The organism is Alteromonas stellipolaris (genome assembly GCF_001562115.1).
GTDB classification, from domain to species: Bacteria; Pseudomonadota; Gammaproteobacteria; order Enterobacterales; family Alteromonadaceae; genus Alteromonas; species Alteromonas stellipolaris.
Genome location: NZ_CP013926.1, coordinates 2,898,742 through 2,917,965, shown reverse-complemented (window position 1 = coordinate 2,917,965; position 19,224 = coordinate 2,898,742). Strand labels below are relative to the sequence as shown.

At 44.8% G+C, this 19,224-nt stretch carries 16 protein-coding genes; 6 read left to right on the top strand and 10 right to left on the bottom strand.

Annotation, left to right across the window (positions count from 1 at the left end; all coding sequences use genetic code 11):
* The first annotated feature begins 49 nt into the window (after positions 1-49).
* Both AVL57_RS12385 and AVL57_RS12380 read left to right on the top strand, forming a co-directional pair.
* Positions 50-3,157 (top strand): efflux RND transporter permease subunit, encoded by a 3,108-nt coding sequence (locus AVL57_RS12385; protein WP_057790919.1) that lies wholly within the window; start codon positions 50-52, stop codon positions 3,155-3,157.
* A gap of 364 nt (positions 3,158-3,521) precedes the next feature.
* Positions 3,522-4,682 (top strand): IS30 family transposase, encoded by a 1,161-nt coding sequence (locus AVL57_RS12380; protein WP_057790922.1) that lies wholly within the window; start codon positions 3,522-3,524, stop codon positions 4,680-4,682.
* Between the two features lie 71 nt (positions 4,683-4,753).
* Here the strand turns inward: AVL57_RS12380 and AVL57_RS12375 are convergent, their stop codons facing one another.
* From AVL57_RS12375 to AVL57_RS12355, 5 genes are read right to left on the bottom strand one after another with little or no spacing between them, the layout of a single operon-like run.
* Positions 4,754-5,269: a nuclear transport factor 2 family protein gene (locus AVL57_RS12375; RefSeq protein ID WP_057790924.1), complete on the bottom strand. Its 516-nt coding sequence runs from the start codon at positions 5,267-5,269 to the stop codon at positions 4,754-4,756.
* 25 nt (positions 5,270-5,294) lie between these two features.
* The gene (locus AVL57_RS12370; RefSeq protein WP_057790926.1) at positions 5,295-6,422 is read right to left on the bottom strand and encodes an aldo/keto reductase; all 1,128 of its coding nucleotides are present in this window, start codon (positions 6,420-6,422) and stop codon (positions 5,295-5,297) included.
* Positions 6,423-6,454: 32 nt separating this feature from the next.
* Positions 6,455-7,603: a (R)-mandelonitrile lyase gene (locus AVL57_RS12365; protein ID WP_057790928.1), complete on the bottom strand. Its 1,149-nt coding sequence runs from the start codon at positions 7,601-7,603 to the stop codon at positions 6,455-6,457.
* Between the two features lie 34 nt (positions 7,604-7,637).
* Positions 7,638-8,729: an alpha/beta hydrolase gene (locus AVL57_RS12360; RefSeq protein ID WP_057790930.1), complete on the bottom strand. Its 1,092-nt coding sequence runs from the start codon at positions 8,727-8,729 to the stop codon at positions 7,638-7,640.
* A 12-nt stretch (positions 8,730-8,741) separates the two neighbouring features.
* Positions 8,742-9,701, bottom strand: a complete 960-nt coding sequence (locus AVL57_RS12355) for an alpha/beta hydrolase (RefSeq protein ID WP_232363271.1) — start codon at positions 9,699-9,701, stop codon at positions 8,742-8,744.
* 308 nt (positions 9,702-10,009) lie between these two features.
* Here AVL57_RS12355 and AVL57_RS12350 point away from each other — a divergent pair, with 308 nt between their 5' ends.
* Both AVL57_RS12350 and AVL57_RS12345 read left to right on the top strand, forming a co-directional pair.
* Positions 10,010-10,930 (top strand): AraC family transcriptional regulator, encoded by a 921-nt coding sequence (locus AVL57_RS12350; protein WP_057790934.1) that lies wholly within the window; start codon positions 10,010-10,012, stop codon positions 10,928-10,930.
* Between the two features lie 390 nt (positions 10,931-11,320).
* Positions 11,321-12,190 (top strand): DMT family transporter, encoded by an 870-nt coding sequence (locus tag AVL57_RS12345; protein WP_057790936.1) that lies wholly within the window; start codon positions 11,321-11,323, stop codon positions 12,188-12,190.
* A gap of 126 nt (positions 12,191-12,316) precedes the next feature.
* Here the strand turns inward: AVL57_RS12345 and AVL57_RS12340 are convergent, their stop codons facing one another.
* The 5 genes from AVL57_RS12340 to AVL57_RS12320 all read right to left on the bottom strand — a co-directional run bounded on the left by AVL57_RS12340 (position 12,317) and on the right by AVL57_RS12320 (position 17,337).
* Complete coding sequence (locus AVL57_RS12340; RefSeq protein WP_082604886.1) at positions 12,317-13,465, bottom strand: fatty acid desaturase family protein; 1,149 nt, start codon at positions 13,463-13,465, stop codon at positions 12,317-12,319.
* A complete protein-coding gene (locus tag AVL57_RS12335) occupies positions 13,462-14,445 on the bottom strand; it encodes a flavin reductase family protein (protein ID WP_057790938.1) in 984 nt (327 codons plus the stop codon). Before AVL57_RS12335 ends, AVL57_RS12340 begins: the two co-directional genes overlap by 4 nt.
* Before the next feature lie 381 nt (positions 14,446-14,826).
* On the bottom strand, positions 14,827-16,023 hold the full coding sequence (locus tag AVL57_RS12330; RefSeq protein WP_057790940.1) for a retropepsin-like aspartic protease family protein: 1,197 nt from the start codon (positions 16,021-16,023) through the stop codon (positions 14,827-14,829).
* Between the two features lie 27 nt (positions 16,024-16,050).
* Positions 16,051-16,506: an acyl-CoA thioesterase gene (locus AVL57_RS12325; RefSeq protein WP_057790943.1), complete on the bottom strand. Its 456-nt coding sequence runs from the start codon at positions 16,504-16,506 to the stop codon at positions 16,051-16,053.
* A gap of 123 nt (positions 16,507-16,629) precedes the next feature.
* Positions 16,630-17,337 carry a DUF8198 family protein gene (locus tag AVL57_RS12320; RefSeq protein ID WP_057790945.1) on the bottom strand — a complete coding sequence of 236 codons (708 nt, stop codon included), beginning with the start codon at positions 17,335-17,337 and terminating at the stop codon, positions 16,630-16,632.
* A 190-nt stretch (positions 17,338-17,527) separates the two neighbouring features.
* On the opposite strand from AVL57_RS12320, the gene AVL57_RS12315 reads away from it, so the two are divergent.
* On the top strand, positions 17,528-18,058 hold the full coding sequence (locus tag AVL57_RS12315; RefSeq protein WP_312038626.1) for an elongation factor P hydroxylase: 531 nt from the start codon (positions 17,528-17,530) through the stop codon (positions 18,056-18,058).
* A 4-nt stretch (positions 18,059-18,062) separates the two neighbouring features.
* Complete coding sequence (locus AVL57_RS12310; RefSeq protein WP_057790949.1) at positions 18,063-19,193, top strand: ATP-NAD kinase family protein; 1,131 nt, start codon at positions 18,063-18,065, stop codon at positions 19,191-19,193.
* Positions 19,194-19,224 lie beyond the last annotated feature (31 nt).

Genomic DNA, 19,224 nt, shown 5'->3' with positions numbered 1-19,224 from the left:
AACTGATATTTCCCTGTCAAATAGCGTGTAGTTCTAAGGGAGGTTTAAGATGCTAGTTTCCATTATTCGTACCGCAATCGAAAAGCGCGGTATTTTTCTGATGCTTTCCTTTTTGGTGATTGGATTAGGCCTATTCAGTTATCAAAAGCTGCCTATTGATGCCGTACCCGATATCACCAACGTTCAGGTACAAATCAACACACAAGCAGAAGGTTATTCACCGCTTGAAACTGAACAACGTATCACCTTTTTGGTAGAAAACGCTTTGGCAGGATTACCAAACTTGGACTACACACGTTCACTATCGCGCTATGGCTTATCACAAGTGACGGCCGTTTTTGAAGAAGGCACGGATCTCTATTTTGCCAGAAACCTCATAAACGAACGGCTAGGCATTATCAAAAGCCAATTACCCGATGGTATTGAGCCTAAGATGGGGCCGATTGCCACAGGTTTGGGTGAAATTTACATGTACACGCTTAGCGCGAAGCCCGGCACAGTAACTGCCGATGGCAGAAAATTTGATGTAATGGCGCTTCGAGAGTTACACGATTGGGTGGTGAAACCTCAACTGGCCTTGGTTAAAGGGGTAACAGAGGTTAATGCTATTGGGGGGTTTACCAAACAATATCATGTGAAGCCTAATCCTCAACTTATGCTTAATTACGGCGTTAGTACTGACGATTTATTGCGGGCATTAAATCGAAATAACGCTAATCAGGGCGCTGGGTACATTGAACGCAACGGCCAGCAAATACTAGTACGTTCACAAGCGAGACTTTCGAGTGTTGAGGACATCGGTAACGTGGTGGTAACACTTACAAATCAATCTCCCGTTACGGTAAATGACATTGCAGAAATCGCCATCGGTAGGGAGCTTAGAACGGGCGCTGCAACACGAGACGGGCAAGAGACGGTGTTGGGCACAGCTATGATGCTAATAGGCGAAAATAGCCGAGCTGTTGCACTAGACGTGGCTGATAAAGTGGATGAAATCCAAGCAAGCTTGCCAGAGGGCGTAATTATCCAAAGTGTATACGATCGCACTACGCTCGTGGATAAAGCCATCAATACAGTACAAAAAAACCTTGTTGAAGGCGCACTACTCGTTATTGTTGTCTTATTTTTATTGCTGGGCAATATACGGGCAGCAATTATCACCGCCGCTGTCATCCCACTTGCCATGCTTGCCACAATAATAGGCATGGTACAAACGGGTGTTAGCGCGAACCTAATGAGCTTAGGCGCGTTAGACTTTGGACTGATTGTCGATGGAGCGGTTATTATCGTCGAGAACTGTATTAGGCGATTAAGTGAATCGCAGCGGCGAACGGGTGCAATACTGCCTCTCAGAGAACGTCTTGAAGTCGTATTTGAGGCAACGAATGAGGTGATACGCCCAAGTCTATTTGGCGTGGTGATAATCACGATTGTGTACATTCCTATCTTTAGCTTAACAGGTGTCGAAGGGAAGATGTTTCACCCGATGGCGGCTACCGTAATATTGGCATTGCTAGCGGCAATGGTATTTTCAATCACCATTGTGCCCGCAGCCGTTGCTATGTTTATGTCAGGCAAAGTCAGTGAAAAAGAGAGTCCAATAATCACTGGGGCTAAATCAGTTTACCGCCCTGTATTGGAGTGGGCATTAAAATTACGATGGTTGGTAGTAGGTGCAGCAACATTACTCGTAGTTATAAGTGTTTGGTTTGGGATGCGCCTAGGTTCTGAATTTGTGCCGCAACTAGATGAGGGTGACATAGCCCTTCATGCGATGAGAGTGCCCGGCACAGGAATTGAACAAGCTGTCGATATGCAAAAACGGCTTGAACAGGTTATTATGCAATACCCACAGGTAAACACCGTATTTGCTAAAACTGGTACTGCTGAGGTGGCTACTGATGCTATGCCACCCAACGTCACCGACACTTTTGTAATGCTAAACCCAATTGATGGATGGCCAAACCCTGCATTATCGAAAGCGGAATTTGTCGAGCAATTGGAGAGGGATCTTCAAAATGTACCCGGCAATAACTATGAGTTTACGCAACCCATACAGATGCGCTTTAACGAATTGATTAGTGGCGTTAGGGCAGATTTAGGGATCAAGATATATGGTGATGATCTGGATAAGCTGCGGGATTCAGCTAGTGATGTTTTAGCCGTATTACAAGATATTCCGGGCGCTGCTGATGCACGAGTAGAACAAGTAGATGAGATCCCCATCTTCACGGTGAACCCGAAACCTTATGCGCTGGCGCGTTACAACTTAGACGTAACTGACTTGCAAACGTGGTTAAGTGCATCCGTTGGCGGCAAAGAAGCTGGTTTGGTATTTGAAGGCGACAGACGCTTTGAGATTGTTGTTCGTTATCCTGAAGAGGTTCGCAGTGATTTAGAAGCGCTGAGAAATATCCCAATCATGACCAATGCTGGTGAGTATGTGCCAATCGCCGAGGTGGCTGAGCTTGAATATACCAATATACCCAGTCAGATAAGTCGAGAAAACGCAAAGCGCCGTATCGTCGTCACAGCAAATGTGAGAGATCGTGATTTAGGCTCTTTTGTGAATGATGCTAAAGAGCAGATCGCAGTCAATGTGGTACTGCCAAATGGCTACTGGATAAGTTATGGCGGTACGTTTGAGCAATTGGAAAGCGCAAGTCAGCGACTGAGTTTGGTTGTGCCCGCAACGCTTTTTCTGATCCTTGCATTACTTGTGATTGCATTCGGCTCAGTCAAAGACGCCATGATAATTTTTACAGGCGTCCCTTTGGCATTAACTGGCGGCATCTTTGCACTTTGGATCAGAGATATGCCTCTTTCAATATCCGCAGGGATTGGTTTTATCGCGCTCTCTGGTATTGCTGTATTGAATGGACTGGTGATGCTGTCTTTTATCAGGCAGAGGATGGAAGAAACTGGCGAGTTAGTAAACTCGATTATTGATGGAGCAATGACTCGCTTACGGCCAGTACTGATGACCGCGCTAGTGGCGAGCCTTGGTTTTGTGCCCATGGCGCTTAACGTAGGTACTGGCGCAGAGGTGCAGCGACCTCTGGCAACCGTGGTCATTGGTGGGATCATATCCTCGACCTTGTTAACTCTGGTTGTACTACCTGTACTCTATAGACTAGTTCACAATAAGGTGAATTAACAGCACTGGGGCATTTGGGTTTATAAATCAATGCCCCGGATTTACTTACCCCTTTAACGATCATTCGACTTCTTTTGACAAAATGCGGAGGTAGCTCGTAAATCGCTTTGTAATAAAAATTTGGAGTTTTAAGATTGGTTATCAATTGTAATATTTAACATTCGGCTTTTGGAGGCGTATTCTGTGGACTATTGTGGTCTGAACAACTTCTTTATGCCACTGAGGAATCAGTCAGAATAAAGCATATTAACTTCCGCTTATGGTAAATATCGAAATCAAGAGCAGAGAGCCCTGAACGTCCGCTTCTTGTCTTGAATTCAATTGGTGAATGCAACGCTATCCTTATTTAAGGAGGAACGTTGCCATGAAACAAAGAAAACGTATCTATTATTCACCTGAACAAAAAGCACTTATATGGGAAAGATATAAAAAGGGCGACTCGTTGCATGATATCGCCCGAATGTTTGACCGCTATCATTCTTCGATTATGCCCACCATCTATCAAACTGGAGGGTATTGGCCGCCAGACCGAAAAAGGCACCCACAGTCTCTCTCGCTTGATGAAAGAGAAGAGATATCACGCTGCTTAGTCAGCAATCAATCCATTCGAGAAATTGCTAGGCGTTTGTCTAGAGCGCCCTCAACAATCAGCCGAGAGATAAAAAGAAATGGCGGATTGAAGTGCTACCGTGCAGTTAAAGCCGAACAGCGTGCTTGGGATGAAGCTTTAAGACCAAAACCCTGTAAGTTAATCGGCTCCCCAGATTTATGTAAACTGATATCTGTTAAGCTCAAAAGAGCTTGGTCACCACAGAAAATTGCGGGTTGGTTAAAGCGACAATATCCCAATAATCAGGAAATGTACGTGTCCCACGAAACCATTTATAAAACCCTGTTCATTCAGACGCGAGGTGCGTTGAAGAAAGAGTTACAGCAGTGTTTGAGAACAAAAAGAGCCGTTCGTAGGTCACGCACATCAACGCTCAAAGGACGCGGCTTAGGCCAGATCCCAGATGCTTTATCAATCAGTGAACGCCCTGCATCCGTTGAAGATAGAGCTGTGCCTGGGCATTGGGAGGGCGACCTAATATGCGGCTCAAAGAACAGCTATATCGCAACGCTTGTTGAACGCCATTATCGTTATGTAATGCTAGCCAAAGTGGAAGATAGCAAGTCATCTACTGTTATAGCTGCGCTAATTAAACAAGCTCAAAAGCTTCCAAGCGAATTATATAAATCACTCACGTGGGATAGAGGTAGGGAAATCAAAGACCACAGGAAGTTCACACTGGCAACTGACATCAAAGTATATCTGTGTGATCCCCATTCTCCTTGGCAACGCGGTTCAAATGAAAATACCAATAGGCTGTTGAGACAGTATTTCCCCAAAAGCACTGACTTATCAGTACACAGTCAACAAAAGCTCAGTAGCGTCGCAAGACAACTCAACGAAAGACCGAGAAAGACGCTAGACTATGAAACACCAGCTCAGAGATTTAGCCAATGTGTTGCAGACATCGATTGAACTCACAGTCTAAAACGGCTTAATTTTCGTTGTTAGTCATTGAGTATCGCAGGCCACGTTACCGGCAGCCCTTAGTGCTCAATTTTGTGAGTGTCACGCACACTACTGAAAGTCAGAGCAAGTAACTGCCAATTTCCGTCAGTGTTTACATAGACTTCAGTGGTAGTAAATTCGGTTGAAACGTCTTGGCCACGCACATGGGCATCCAGGGTAATTCGGCTCCAAACAACACCGGTTTGACCAACAATTTCCACATCACAGTCATGCACAACGGTATTTTTGTACCAAATACTGCCGCTTTTAATGATTTCTAACTCACGATCTTTTTTCCAGGAACCGCTCATATGTACAAATTTTGATTCTTTGTGAAACAAAGGAGCCAGGGCATCGACATTTTTGTCAGCCATCCATTGCCATTTTTGTTTTGATAAGGCCGAAAGTATTTCCTCTGTTTTCTGCATGCCGCCTTCGGCAGGCATTTCGGCTTGTAAGTTCACTTGAGGGCTTTGCTGTGCCATCACAGAGCCGAATGGAAAAACCGATAGCAGTAACATTAGCCAAAATGGTGCTGGGATTATTGATTTCATAGTGTCTCCGGGGTATGGGGTTTGATCAGAGTTTTTCAGGTGCTTCAACGTCGGAAAACACCTGAACAAAGTCGGGTAGTCGCTGGCCTTGTATCGTGATTGAAGCCAGCGAATCGTTTAGCTCGCGCATCTCTGCCGTAGAGAAAGAAAGATCTCTTGAAGCTGTGTTTTGCTGCATATGTGCCAAACTTGTTGTTCCTGGTATTGGTACAATCCAGGGTTTCTGATGCAGTAACCAGACAAGCGCGATTTGCGCTGGTGATGCATTTTTTCGTTCAGACCATTGCATTAATAGCTTAACGAGTGACATATTATGAGCGAGGTTTTCAGGATTAAATCTAGACTCCGTAGCTCTAAAATCGCCTTGTGCAAAACGAGTATTTTCGTCAATCCATCCTGTTAAAAACTGTACTCCCAGCGGACTCCAGGGAACAAAGCCGATGCCCAATTTCTCGCACAACGGCAAAACAGATTTTTCAGGACCGCGCCATAACATCGAATATTCACTTTGTACGGCACTAACAGGTAAGGTCGCATGTGCGCGTTTGAGTGTATTGATGCCCATTTCTGATAGCCCCCAGTGCAGGACTTTTCCTTCGTTCATCAGATCTGCTACTGCACCGGCCACATCTTCAATGGGTACATCGGGGTCCACTCTATGCTGGTAAAGCAAATCAATACGGTCCGTTTGTAACCTCGATAACATGCCATCGACAACCATCTTGATATGGGCAGGGCGACTGTTCAATCCCGGTAATCTCGCCCCGGTCTGTTGGTCAATATTCCAGCCAAATTTGGTGGCAATGACGATGTTGTCCCGAAACGGTTTAACGCCTTCACCAAGAATACGTTCGACTTCGAAGGGACCATACGCTTCAGCCGCATCAAAAAATGTGACTCCCTCTTCGTAGGCGCTTCGGATCACTTGATGCATTTCCTGTCGATTGGGAACCGATGTGTCGTACTTCCGGCTCATGTTCTGAACGCCCAATCCAATAGACGAAACTTGCAGTTTGCCAAGCTTTCGTGTGTTTGGACTTGTTGAAATTGTGCGCTTCTTTTGTTCAGAGGTTGACGCCTGTATATTGGTACTCAGCAGTGATGCAGCCGCCAGGCTCGCCCCCGATAAAAGAAATTGTCTTCTGTTTTGCATAAAACTGTTCCGGTCAAATCAGGTTAAAATTATTAATGAGACTGTTCCTGCGAGACCAACTCCATCCAGGTTACGGTCTCGCCATTGTCTGGCGTTGAAATTGCGATGTGTGACATGAATGAATCTGGCGCAGCACCGTGCCAATGCCGGGTATTGGGTGGGATAGTGATAACATTACCCGGTAACATCTGCTGAATATCCCCACCTTCATTCTGAACCAGTCCTTTTCCTGAGATAATGATGAGTGTTTGGCCTTTCGGGTGGGTATGCCAGGCAGTACGAGCTCCCGCTTCAAACGCCACCAATGCTCCGCGATAATGGCCTTTTATTGGCGACGTGAACCGAGAACTGACTTTCGCTACACCGCTAAAGTTAGTTGGTGAGCCTTGTGTAACTGTTGAATCAGTGCTCACAGTGACGTGCTTGGTGGTTTCGTTGTTCACATCGATATTCGCAACACTACTAAGAACGTGACTGGCTCTTATTGCGCTGTCCTGACTCACGGAGTCCTTTAGAATGCGTGTGAATTCGAGCAACTGTGCGGGGCTGTAACCGACCCTTAGTGATAACTTCATGTGCGACGTCAATTGGGCTTCAACCCCCGGCATCGCAGAAAGCATACTAATAGTGAGTAGCTCTCTGTCTTTAACGGTTAGTACGTCCCGATAAAATATATCTGCGAATAAATGCTCTACGAGAAATGTCTCTATAGTTGGTACAAAGCCCGCGTAGCCCGTTTTGCGATTGGACATATCTCGCCCTACCAGTGCATTGCGAACCTGATGACCATAACTATCCGCGTTGTAATCATCCGGAAGCGGTGTCGCTTCTCTGCCTACTTCATCGGTCATTCCCTGCGCTTTTCGTTTTGAAGCCACATCCATAAAAGTCATAATGCCGTTTAGTGCACGGGGAAACCCTGCATACGCATAAGAGTGGATGAAAATTTCTTTAATTTCGTTGACGGTTAACCCATTTTCCAACCCAGCCTTGAGCGCTTCATTCAGCGTTTGTACATCGCCTGATGCCGTGAGTGCAGCAATCGGAATCATAGCGGCTTGGCGTTTGTCTAGAGACTGACTTTCTTCTGTGGCATCGACGGCACTGACGAACAACGCAAATAACCCAAGAAGCGGCGTTACGATGACCTGTTTTAACGATAAACTAATACTTTGCGACATGATTTCCTCCCGTAATAGAATGATTCGTGTACTCTTAATCTAAACCTTTCTCATGCAACCAATCCGACATAAGCGTTGCTATTTCGTTGTTATTCAGGTCTGAAAATGGAAAGTGTGTGTTGCCATAAATACCTATTTTGGGAAGGTGAATAACGGTAGCATCTCCACCATGTCGGTTTATGGTATCAGCCCACTCATAAGCCATCTCAAGCCTGATTCGCCAGCCATCTTCGCCAGGCAATTCACTGGGTTTTTCAGGAATATTGTCACCGTAATAAATAACAATTGGGATCTGAGTCAGCTTATTAAAATCATCCAAAGGAACCTCTACCGCAGTTAATAGACCACTGCTACTCTGCTTGGGGGCAGGCGCTTCGCCTTCAGGGAAAACAAAGTTACTACCGGGTTCATAAGAAACAATGGCCTTAATGTGCTGACTCTGCGTGGCTGCCTGCCACCCCATGCCACCACTGTGTGAATGGGTAACCAGGATGCCATCGCCAATCTTGGTAAATAAGGCTTCAACCGCATCAGCATTTACATTGATATTGATAGGGCCGACATCAGGCACCATTTGTCGAAAATATTGTTCTAACGACGCTTCATCTGTCGGAAACTGTACATTGGGGAAGTAGTCAGGCCATGTACCAACGCGAAAAGTATTGAACCACATTTGCTCATTCGGAATCGGCTCGTAGCTACCAGGTTGTGTGCCTTTTGCGGCGTTACCACGCCGGGGTTGGTCAATCAAATAAACGCCGTACCCTTTGCGTAGGAATATATTCTGGTAACCTTCACGGCCATCTGGTGTAGATTCCCACGTTTTCGAGAACTGCCCGAAACCATGCCACATTACTAACGGGTATTTTCGTTCATTGACTGGAATTTGATAAAAGACAAAAGCGTGATCGCCATGTAACGTTTGCCCGGCAGACGTCAATTTTATCGGATCAAATTCCCCTTCTTTTTGAATGACAGTCCCACCCACTGCGAAACTACCTTGTTCTGCGAGCATTAAAGGGGATGCTGAGTCATTTGTCTTATAGATAGTGCTACATGCACTCAGTACCAAAACTGTTGACGCCACTAGAGTCAACGAACGATAGCTTCTTATGATCGAAATCATGTCATTAACTCCTTACTTCAATACGTCATCAAAGAAGTGGCTGAGTAGCGTCATGGCTTGTGAAACGTATTCAGGCTTCCAATAGGTCTCAATGTGTGTAGCACCCTCGATAAGAAATAAATGCTTATCCTCAGACTTGGTCGCTAATTCAAACGCGTTCTTGGTCATGTACAATGAATCCGCTTTACTACCGGCAATCATCAATAAGGGCTGATTAATAAGATCCATATTCGTCGCCGCATCAAAATTCATCAGCGACAACAAACTGCTCTCTGTATAGCGAAAAGTTGAATTTGGATGGGCATGGGTTTTGCCATAATATTCGAATCCTTGTCGGTAAAGATCGAAGGGCAAGGCTGCAATTTGTTCGTCGGTTAGCTTTGCATCACCGACATAACGGATTTCTCCCGTCTTGGCTTCGATTTCTCGCGCTTCAGAAGCGGACGTTAAACGTTGCTGAATGGTATCTAGCGCAGAGTCCATGTAACCGTTTCGGCGAACACGTCCAGAATTAAACATGCTAAGTGTCGCGATGGATTTGAAACGTTTGTCCGATTGCGCTGCTTTAAGGGAGTAGCCACCGCCACCACAAATGCCAAGAAGTCCTATCTTGGATGTTGAAACCCCAGGGTAGGTAGAAATGACGTCCGCCATGCCGTTGATGTCTTCAATACGGTTAGCCGGTTTATCAATATTTCGAGGCTCACCTCCGCTGGCACCTTGGTAAGCGGCATCAGCAGTGATGGTGATGTAGCCTTGTTCCGATAGTCGTTGAGCATACAGCCCCGCAACCTGCTCTTTCACACCACCGTTAGGGTGAGCGATGACAATCGCAGGATATTGTTTCGACGGGTCAAAACCAGGTGGAGTGTACACATTCGCGGCGATGTCGATGTTATTTAATTTATAACTCACCGCATGAATATTGACCTTACCCTCAACGTTTTTCGTAATGGCCCCTTCGTACGTCAACGTAAATGGATTCTGTCGATAGTCCGCCGACAATACTTCAGCAGACAATAGATTTGCCGCCAGTAGGAATGCAGCCGTTTTAACCAGTGATTTCATATTTTTCCCGTTACTTAAAAAGGTGCCAAATAGCGCTCACACATCAATAGTGAATCTCACGTTATTTAGGATAGTAACGGCGAGGAAAAGTCAGTATTCAAATTCTGTTCGATAATTGCCTATTTCTCTGAGTACAAATTAGATCTATGTATTAGCGCCTTCACAGTGGCTATACTGGCTATATATAAAACACCTGTAATATGGCAAAAAAGATGAAGACCGATCCTGTCCATGTAAACAATATGAAGCACTTAGCATCAAGTATTTCGAAGCTGACCGTACACGATGATTACTGCCCAACAAATGTTCCTGGATTGACGGTATTCAAGAAAATTGACGCGAACATTCCGATGGCTGGCGCATATGAACCCAGTGTGTGTCTGATTGCACAGGGAGCAAAGCGTGTTCAATTAGGTGAGGAAACCTTCTTTTATGACACAGAGCACTATTTGTTTTCAGGTGTTCATTTACCGGTAGTAGCTCAAGTCACGGAAGCAAGTGCCGAACATCCTTATCTTGGTCTTAAACTGACTTTCGACTATCAGGAAATCACGCAACTGATGGCGGACAGCCAACTACCGCCTCCCAAGGGGCAACGTTCAGATCGTGGTATGGCAACGGGTAAACTAACACCAGCGTTAATCAGCGGGTTTCAACGACTACTTGATTTGGCTTATGAGAGTACAAATATTCCGATGCTCGCGCCCATGATAAGACGAGAAATATTTTATCGTTTGCTTGTCGGGGAGCAGGGTGAAAAGCTTAGGCAACTCGCCGCAATGGGGACACAAACGCATCAGGTAGCAAAGGCAATCGCATGGCTCAAGTCTCAGTTTTCTCAACACATCAAAGTGGAGGATTTGGCTCAGGTAGCAAACATGGGTGTATCTACTTTTCATCACCACTTTAGAAATATGACTGCGATGAGCCCGCTGCAATATATAAAGCAAATCCGTCTTCAAGAAGCCAGACGTTTGATGTTAACTGAACATCTTGATGCGGCTACTGCTGCGTTTCAGGTTGGTTACGAAAGCCCATCTCAGTTTAGTCGTGAATACGGACGAATGTACGGGCGCTCCCCGGCGAAAGATGTCAACGAGTTGCGATATAAATTGGCGCAAACGGGAAATTAAAGGTAATGAAGTGAATAATCTGCGTGATTCATAGGCATCAGCTTCACTATCTATTTTTCGCAAATTGAAGTCGGACATATTTACTTGAATCCCTGCAAGTGAATGTCCGCACTTTGTCTTTAACGGACTTCTTTAGTTGATACAGGCAGTGGCCGCTCTTCATTTTATGGCACCTTATGGCACCGACTTTTTAGCACGTATAATAGCAAGTATAAAAACATCTTATCTGCGCTAACACTTTCATCTATTTGAAATAAACTAATCTTCAATAAAGCATATAATGAAACAGTAAAATCCCACACATCTATAAATAAAACAGGTTATTAATTTATAAACGCTGTTTTTTCAATTTAAGCTATCAAATCATAACGAACAAGAGACTCATTTATTATGTGGATTGTTTATGCATTGCTCGCAACATTTTTCTTTGGTTTGCGAGGGATCTTGTATCAATGGACATCACAAAAAAACTTAAATCGAGACCTGCTGCTATTTGGTGTTTTCTGCATAGGCTTTATCATCAGCGTAGTAGGCGTAGTGTTGTTAAACCAACGTTGGTATGGCTGGGCTGATGTAGCTGTTGGTATGGGGTTAGGCTTTGGATCTTTTGCCGCTAATGCTGTTTTACACAAAGGGTTTTCAGTAGGAAAAGCATCACTTATTAGCGTGTTATCAGGGTTAACGCCTTTGTTCGTCCTCATCTTTGCATTCTTAATTTGGAAAGAGACGTTAACCTCTATTCAATTAATTGGATTTGTTATCATTTTTTGTGGCCTTTGTATTATTAGATATTCTTCGGATATCTCTATTAACAATTTACAAGGGGCGCAATGGGGGCTACTTGCTGCATTGTGCTTTACGTTTACTGATTTAATGGGTAAACAATCCACGCTCTTAGAGGCAGATGTTTTTGCAACGTTAACTTCGATGTTTGGCTTTGGTAGTTTCCTTTTTGCCATGAGATGGCTAGTAAAACGTAAGAACTTTATAGCGTCTCAATATTCAGATAAAACTCATTGGTCTGAAATAAAAACCTTCTCTTGCGGACTGATAGTCGGGGTCGCAAATGTAAGTGGAATGGTTGCAATAATATCCGCTTTTTCTATTGGCAATACCGGGTTGGTTTCCGCGATTTCAGGAATGAATATTTTACTTATTCTCCTTTATTCTCATGTTGCTTTAAAAGAAACATTTAGCCGTCAAGAAGTGCTAGGGTTAGCCGCCGCTTTTGTCGGCGTTATCGTACTTAGATTGAATTAAAGCTCGTACTGCCAGTACCTGCTTCTGAAAGTGTTTTTCTATAAGTACCTATGCGCGCAAAAATACCAGCGCAAGCGCTTTGGCCGGCTGGTAGGTTTTTACGCTTAAAGAAAGTTTAAGGAAAGCTTAAGGAAAAGAGTAGCGAACAATACGTTTTAGTACGCTAGTGTACTGCTTCCAAAAACTGCCAGTGTTGTAGTGCATACCGTGCTGTTTAAATACGGCTTGTACTTTAGGGGCCATTTCTCGGTATCGTCTGGCGGGAATGTCAGGAAATAAATGGTGTTCTACCTGAAAGCTTAAATGCCCAGTAAGTACGTGAAATAAATTTCCGCCCTCAATATTTGATGAGCCTAAGGCCTGACGATAGTACCACTGGCCGCGTGTCTCGTTTTTGCAATCCTCTGCGTTAAAGGTTTCTACATCACCGGTAAAGTGTCCGCAAAAGATGATGGTAGATGTCCATAAATTACGTAGCAAATTGGCTATAAGGTTACCTGACAATACCCATAAGAATAACGGGCCAGCCAGAAGAGGGAAGAGCACATAATCTTTTACCAACTGACGTGCGCCTTTACTGAAAAAGCGTTTTTTAAGCTCGCTATGGGTTACTTGGTTTTTGCGGTTGTTTTTCTTCTTGCCGAAGAATACGCGTTCTGCGGCCATCTCGTGATATGACACACCCCACTGAAACATTACGCTAAGCAAAATATAGGTAGCGAACTGCCAGAGGTTTTTTATCCGCCATCTAAAGTCATTCGATAAGCGGAGTAGGCCATAGCCAAAGTCTCTATCCTTACCAATAATATTGGTGTAGGTGTGATGTTCGTAGTTGTGCACTCGATTCCAACTTGCACCATCGCAGGCAATATCCCACTCATACCGCTTTGAATTAATAAACGAGTCGTTCATCCAGTCATACTGACCGTGCATTACGTTATGGCCAATTTCCATGTTATCTAGTATTTTTGCTGCGGCTAAACTTAGTACGCCAGCTACCCAAAGTACGGGCTGTAAGAAACCTAGCATTAATAATATTCGGCCACTCCATTCACAAATACGCTGAATGAGGATAATACGTCGAATATAGGCAGCATCTTCAGCGCCTATTTTACCTTTTACTTCCGACTTTATTGCATCAAGCTGAGCTTCCAATATAGCGTAATCAGGCTTACTTATGCTCTGCGATGGCGTAGTTGCTTTTTGTAATTCCGCGTCAGTTTGACTAGGCGCTTCTTGTAGTTCCTTGGTGTTAATTAAGCCGCCAGTGTTCATAGTTGAATCTCCAAATCAGTTACGGCCTGTGATACACACAGTTGAATAAGTTGCTCGGCGCTATCGGATAACTCGCCAGTGCGGGTATCTCGCACTACGCCCCGCTTTTTCACACATTGGCATTGATGGCAAATACCCATACCGCAGCCATACGTCACAGGCTGCTTCGCTTCTTGAAGCTGCGAAAGCAGCGATTTCTGATTGTTCACCGCTAAATGCTGACCGTTATGTGCCAAAGAAAAGGTTTCCTTTTCGCTCAGACTGCCAATGTTCACAGTGGGCAATGCGGCAAAATGTTCACTGTCTAACGGTGCCTCCACCAGTTTCGCTACTTTCTGAACCTGTTCGTAAATAGTGTTAGGGCCACACACCAACCAGTGAGCATCCGCGAAGTGGGATAGATGAGCCTCGACATCACCGTCTTTTTGTCGAGTTAACAAGGCAAAAGTAAAATTGTTGGTGCGTTTTTGAAGGGCGAGTAGTTCGCTTTGCAACACGTGCTCGTTGGGTTTTGCGAAATAGAGCAGGTGGATAGGTGCGCGGTGTATTAACTTGTTTTCAATGGCGTCTTCAAGCATGGCGATAAACGGCGTTATGCCGGAACCGCCCGCTACCATAAGTACGGGTTTATCGGTATTAGGTAGTGTGAAACTACCCTTAGGCACCGAAATATTCACCCATGTGCTGGGTGTTACCGAGGAAAGGAACGGGGTAATTGCACCTTCGTTATTGACCTTAGTGATAAGCCGAATGTTTTTCGTTTCGCGGTGAAAGCTTGAACCGCAAGCGACGGTAAACACACGGGTAGTTAGCCTACCATTCACTTCAATGGTTAGTGCAATATGTTGCCCTGCAATATGACTAGGCCAAGCTTTCTCAGGTGTCAAAATAACTTCCACCATGTCAGATTTAAGGTTTCTGACAGCTTCAACTTGCGCTCTGTAATAGCCATCTCGCCACGCAGGCTTAAACTGCTGCATAAGCACTTCCCAATATCCTCTCCATGAATCGTGATGGAGAAAGCGATGGGCTAGATTATCGAGTAATAGTTTCAACGTAGAGATCACACCTATTAATTTTTCAAAACAGACTTTGCTAGAGAGTAAAAACACCTTAAGCGTACAAGTGTACGCTCACTCGGCGCACAAGTGTAAGCTTAAATTTGTTCGCGTCAAGAGAATAGTTGTAAAATATGTACTCACGCAGGTAGGTTTTGGTGAGGCTTTTTACGTGTAGATGATGGGTGTTGGCAGATAATTTCGCGAAGAAAGCTAGCGTTTAAAAAACCAAGCCGACGTCGAGTTGGTTAAGGCGCTGTATTAAGCTAGGTATGAATGAGCGCTAGATGGAATGTACTCGATCTAATTAGGGGCTTTACTTTCTTCTCGTACTTTTAACGCTAATTCACTGTCTTGTGGGCTAATTGAAAAGTCGAATTTACCTAAAATATTCATGCCCAATAATCCATCGGCGCTAGGTAATGCATCGACAGGCAGCACTAGCGCTGAAACATCATCAAAACGGAAGCCTGCAAAATAAAAAGTAGGGATGTGTACCAAGGGCGCACTGATGGTACCAGAGGCAGTGTTCACATCAAAATTACCAATAAAGGTAAGGCGGCGTAGCCCACCTAAGCGGCTGAATAAATCTGTGGTGATGGCGGTTGTGGTGGCGCCGGTATCTAGCACCATGTCAGCTTGTTGATTAAGGGCTTTTACCGCAACACGGTACTGATCGCCGTCTCGCAAAAGTGCCACTCGGGTAACATCATTCCCTAGAAGTTCGTTGTTAGCAATACGTTCGTCAGCGCCACTTTGGTTATCACGATTGCTTTCACTGTACGCGATATTTCGTATCGCATTAGCTTGGTTGTCGTTATAAGAAAGGCTGGCCAGAACATCTTCCATCAGCGTAATTTTTTGCTGCCTGGCATAGGCTTCGGCAAGTTGAAGAGTATACTGCCTGCTATCAGGCACCCGTTGGAATAGGGGCTCATTTAAGTTAGCCAATAAGTCCCATTGTCCGTTAGCCGACAACTCGTCTTGTGCGGTGTTGTAAAGGTTGGCAATTCGCTTATCAACCTTTGTGTTGCTAGCTGGCGATAGGGACAACTCTGCTAAATCATGAAAGTGAATAAGCGCATCTGATAGCGGCTGTGTTCTTACTATTAACTCAGCCTCAAGCAATAACAAGCTTTCATCGGTGGGAAACTGTTGTAATGCGCTATTTAATTGTTGCTTTAGCAAAGCGTAATTTCCGCTGTTTAACAGTAGGGTGAGTTCATGTACATACTCTTCTGCGACTTGGGGAGCGTTTTCTAGTTCTGTGCCTACTTTACTGGTAGTTACCGCATTGTGTTTATTATTGCGTTGATTACTGTGTTCATTGGAAGCGGGCACGTTGTTATAGCTATTTAGGTTGGCTGAAGATTGAATGAGCGACGCTTTATTCGCCGCCGCTATCTCTACGGCTTGGTTCAATGAAAGAAACAGGTAGCCGTTTAATAGCAAAGATGCAGCAAGCACCACAAATAAACACGCTAATAACCCTTTGTTCATCGCTAAAATTTCCCCTGCGCTTTGCAGTTAGAGGCTGGGTTCAATGCATGCATTACCATAAACTTCCTTAAATGGTTCGGGCAAGCGCTTGGGAGCGCCAGTATCTAAACTTACGCAAACAAAGGTGGTTAGTGCTTCAAACACGGTTTTCTTTCTACGCTCGCAGATAAATTGAAACTGCCTTTTTAGGGTTAGTCTATTATCACAGCTAATAATCCATGTTGCACATTGCAGGCTGTCACCTTCGTGAGAAGGAAGATGATAATCAAGTTCATGGCGTTTAATCACCATGGCTCGGTTGAGCGACTGATAGTCAGAAAACTGCAATCCAAGTGAATTGGAATGAGACCACGCCAATGCCTCTGCTTGGCTTAAGTAAGCCACATTATTAACGTGGTTGTAGTGATCTAAATGACTGGCGTCTATTTGCCATAATTTAGTAAAAGGCGACGGGTATCGCCACGGTAGTGAAGCGGCTGCCATAGTCGTTAATCTCTATTGCTAATTTGAGGCAACTCACAGTTAATAAGTTGCCACATCACGTGTTCAGTTATCAGGTGCTTATATTTCAAATGCTTATATTTCCTATGCTCGGGCATCAGAGGTTTAAGCTGTTGAGACATGAGGTAAAGGATTCTCTTCGGGTAACGAGACTGATTCATCAAACAATGCATGCATCAGCGCTTCTTCTCGTTCCAGTACCGGGTGAATAAAGCTTTGCACATCGCCAATGGCTTTAAATGAGTGAAAGCCATTTTCTAGTAGTTCGTGCAGCGACAACAGCCCAGCTAATTTGGCGGGGCGTCTTGATAATCTAATCAGCATGCCAATCCCCCTAATTTTAATTACATCACCAAGTTGTTCGCCAAGGTGCGCAATAATATCGAGCTGGCGTTGCCTGTCTGTTTGCCGGCCAGTATTGCGGTAGGCTAGGGCATAACTGTCCCGATTTAATGGCGCCCCTTTGAGTTGATGCACCATTTGCATGTCTAAATCGAATGAAAGGGCATTAAGCGCTAATGCATCGTTCATTGCATTCATAGCTTTGTCGGGAAGCACTTTAGCAAGCTTTGGAATGACCCGAACTAAATCGGCGTCACGCTGGCTGAAATCTTTAGGCCCATACAGTTCATCTACAAAAAACTGCATGGCTTTTTGATAACGAGGTTGTTTGGCTAAATCATCGTGAGACACTAACAAGCGTTCACATTGCCAATGCTGAAGTTCGTGAATACCATCCATGATCCCCACTTTTAGCGCTAGGTCTCGAAGCGCATTCACTCTATGTATATGCTTAACGATATTCTGTGACACGCAAATAACATCCTTCCGTAGTGCTTTATTACTAGCTTGACGCAAGCGAGTGGCGCATGCAAGCTGCTAAGCCTATTCCCGCCATATTTTCACTGTTATAATGCCCGCCCTTAAATGTATGGCTAACAGGAAACGTCTTTGAATTTTAGTACTTTGTGCAATCTAACACGGCTAACTTACCTACTCGCTACTGGAGTTGTTCAGCGTGGCGAATGAGATAGACCCTGACGTACCTGCGCTAATTACTTTGTTTAACAGCACCTTTACCGACTTTCAAACTAAGCTGGTATTAGGTGACGACGAGCCTGTTTATCTTCCTGCCAATGAAGATATTCCCTATCATCGTATTGTGTTTGCCCACGGCTTTTTTTCCAGCGCGCTGCATGAAATTGCGCACTGGTGTGTGGCAGGTGAGAAGCGTCGTTTACTTGAAGATTATGGTTATTGGTATTGTCCTGATGGGCGAGATGCCAAGCAGCAAGCGGAATTTGAAAGTGTAGAGATTAAGCCGCAAGCTATTGAGTGGGCGTTTACCGAAGCCGCAGGGCGCCAATTTCAAGTTAGTACCGATAATTTAAATGGTGCAGAGCCCGATAGAAAAGGTTTCACTAAAAATGTTGAAGCCCAGTTAGCGTGGTATAAAAACAATGGTTTCCCCCCTCGGGCGGCGCGCTTCATCGATGCTTTAAAAAACACACAGAAATTATCTGGAGCACAGTAACCCTATGAATAAGCCGGTATTTCGATTAGGTGTGGTAGTTAACCCTTTTGCAGGTATAGGCGGCGCGCTTGCATTAAAAGGCAGTGACGGTGCCGATGTTCGTGAAAAAGCGTTAGCAATGGGCGCTGAAAAAAAGGCTAATGAAAAAATGGCCAAAGCGCTGTCTATTCTAGAGGCCCTTTCTGAACAATTTACTATCGTTACTGCCGGTGGCGAAATGGGCGAAGACGTGTGTGCTTCGTTAGGGTTACCCTTTGAGGTGGTGTACAGAAGTGCATCGCAACAAACAGAAGGGGAAGATACAGAGCGCGCTGTACAGGCTTTTCTTGGCTGTAATCTTGATGTTATTTTGTTTGCAGGTGGCGATGGTACTGCCCGCAATGTGTGTAAAATTGTGGGTGACAAAGTGCCGGTGTTAGGTGTGCCGGCGGGATGTAAAATCCACTCGGGCGTGTACTGTGTTACCCCGTCTGCCGCAGGGCAGGTCATTAGCCAAATGATCAAGGGCGAAATTGTCAGTGTGATGGACGGCGAAGTACGAGATATCGATGAAAACGCATTTCGAACCGGAAAGGTAATAGCAAAACACTACGGCGAGATGCGAGTACCCGCCGAACTCACTTACGTGCAGGCGGTAAAAATGGGCGGCAAAGAGGACGAAGCGCTCGTTCTTGATGATATTGCCGCGACCATTAGCGAATTAATGGACGACAACCCAGACACCTATTTTGTTATGGGCTCGGGCTCTACCGTTGGCGCGGTTATGGAGTTTCTGGGTTTAGAAAATACCTTGCTAGGTGTTGATGTGGTAATGGATAAAACGCTTGTAGCTAGCGATGTAACCGCTTCTGAATTGCTTTCGCTTACGCAAGGAAAGCCAACCCAAGTGGTGTTAACCGTTATTGGTGGGCAAGGTCATATTTTGGGGCGCGGGAATCAACAGCTTAGCCCAGACTTTATTCGCGCTATTGGCAAACAGAATATGCGAGTTGTTGCGACTAAACAAAAGTTACAGTCGCTTGGTAATAAACCATTACGATTAGATTCTGGCGATGCCGAGTTAGATGCATCGCTACAAGGTGCGTTCACTATTATCACCGGCTACAAAGACAAGGTTCTTTATAACGCCGAATAGATATCGTCGAATAGCTTTTTAAGATTTAAAT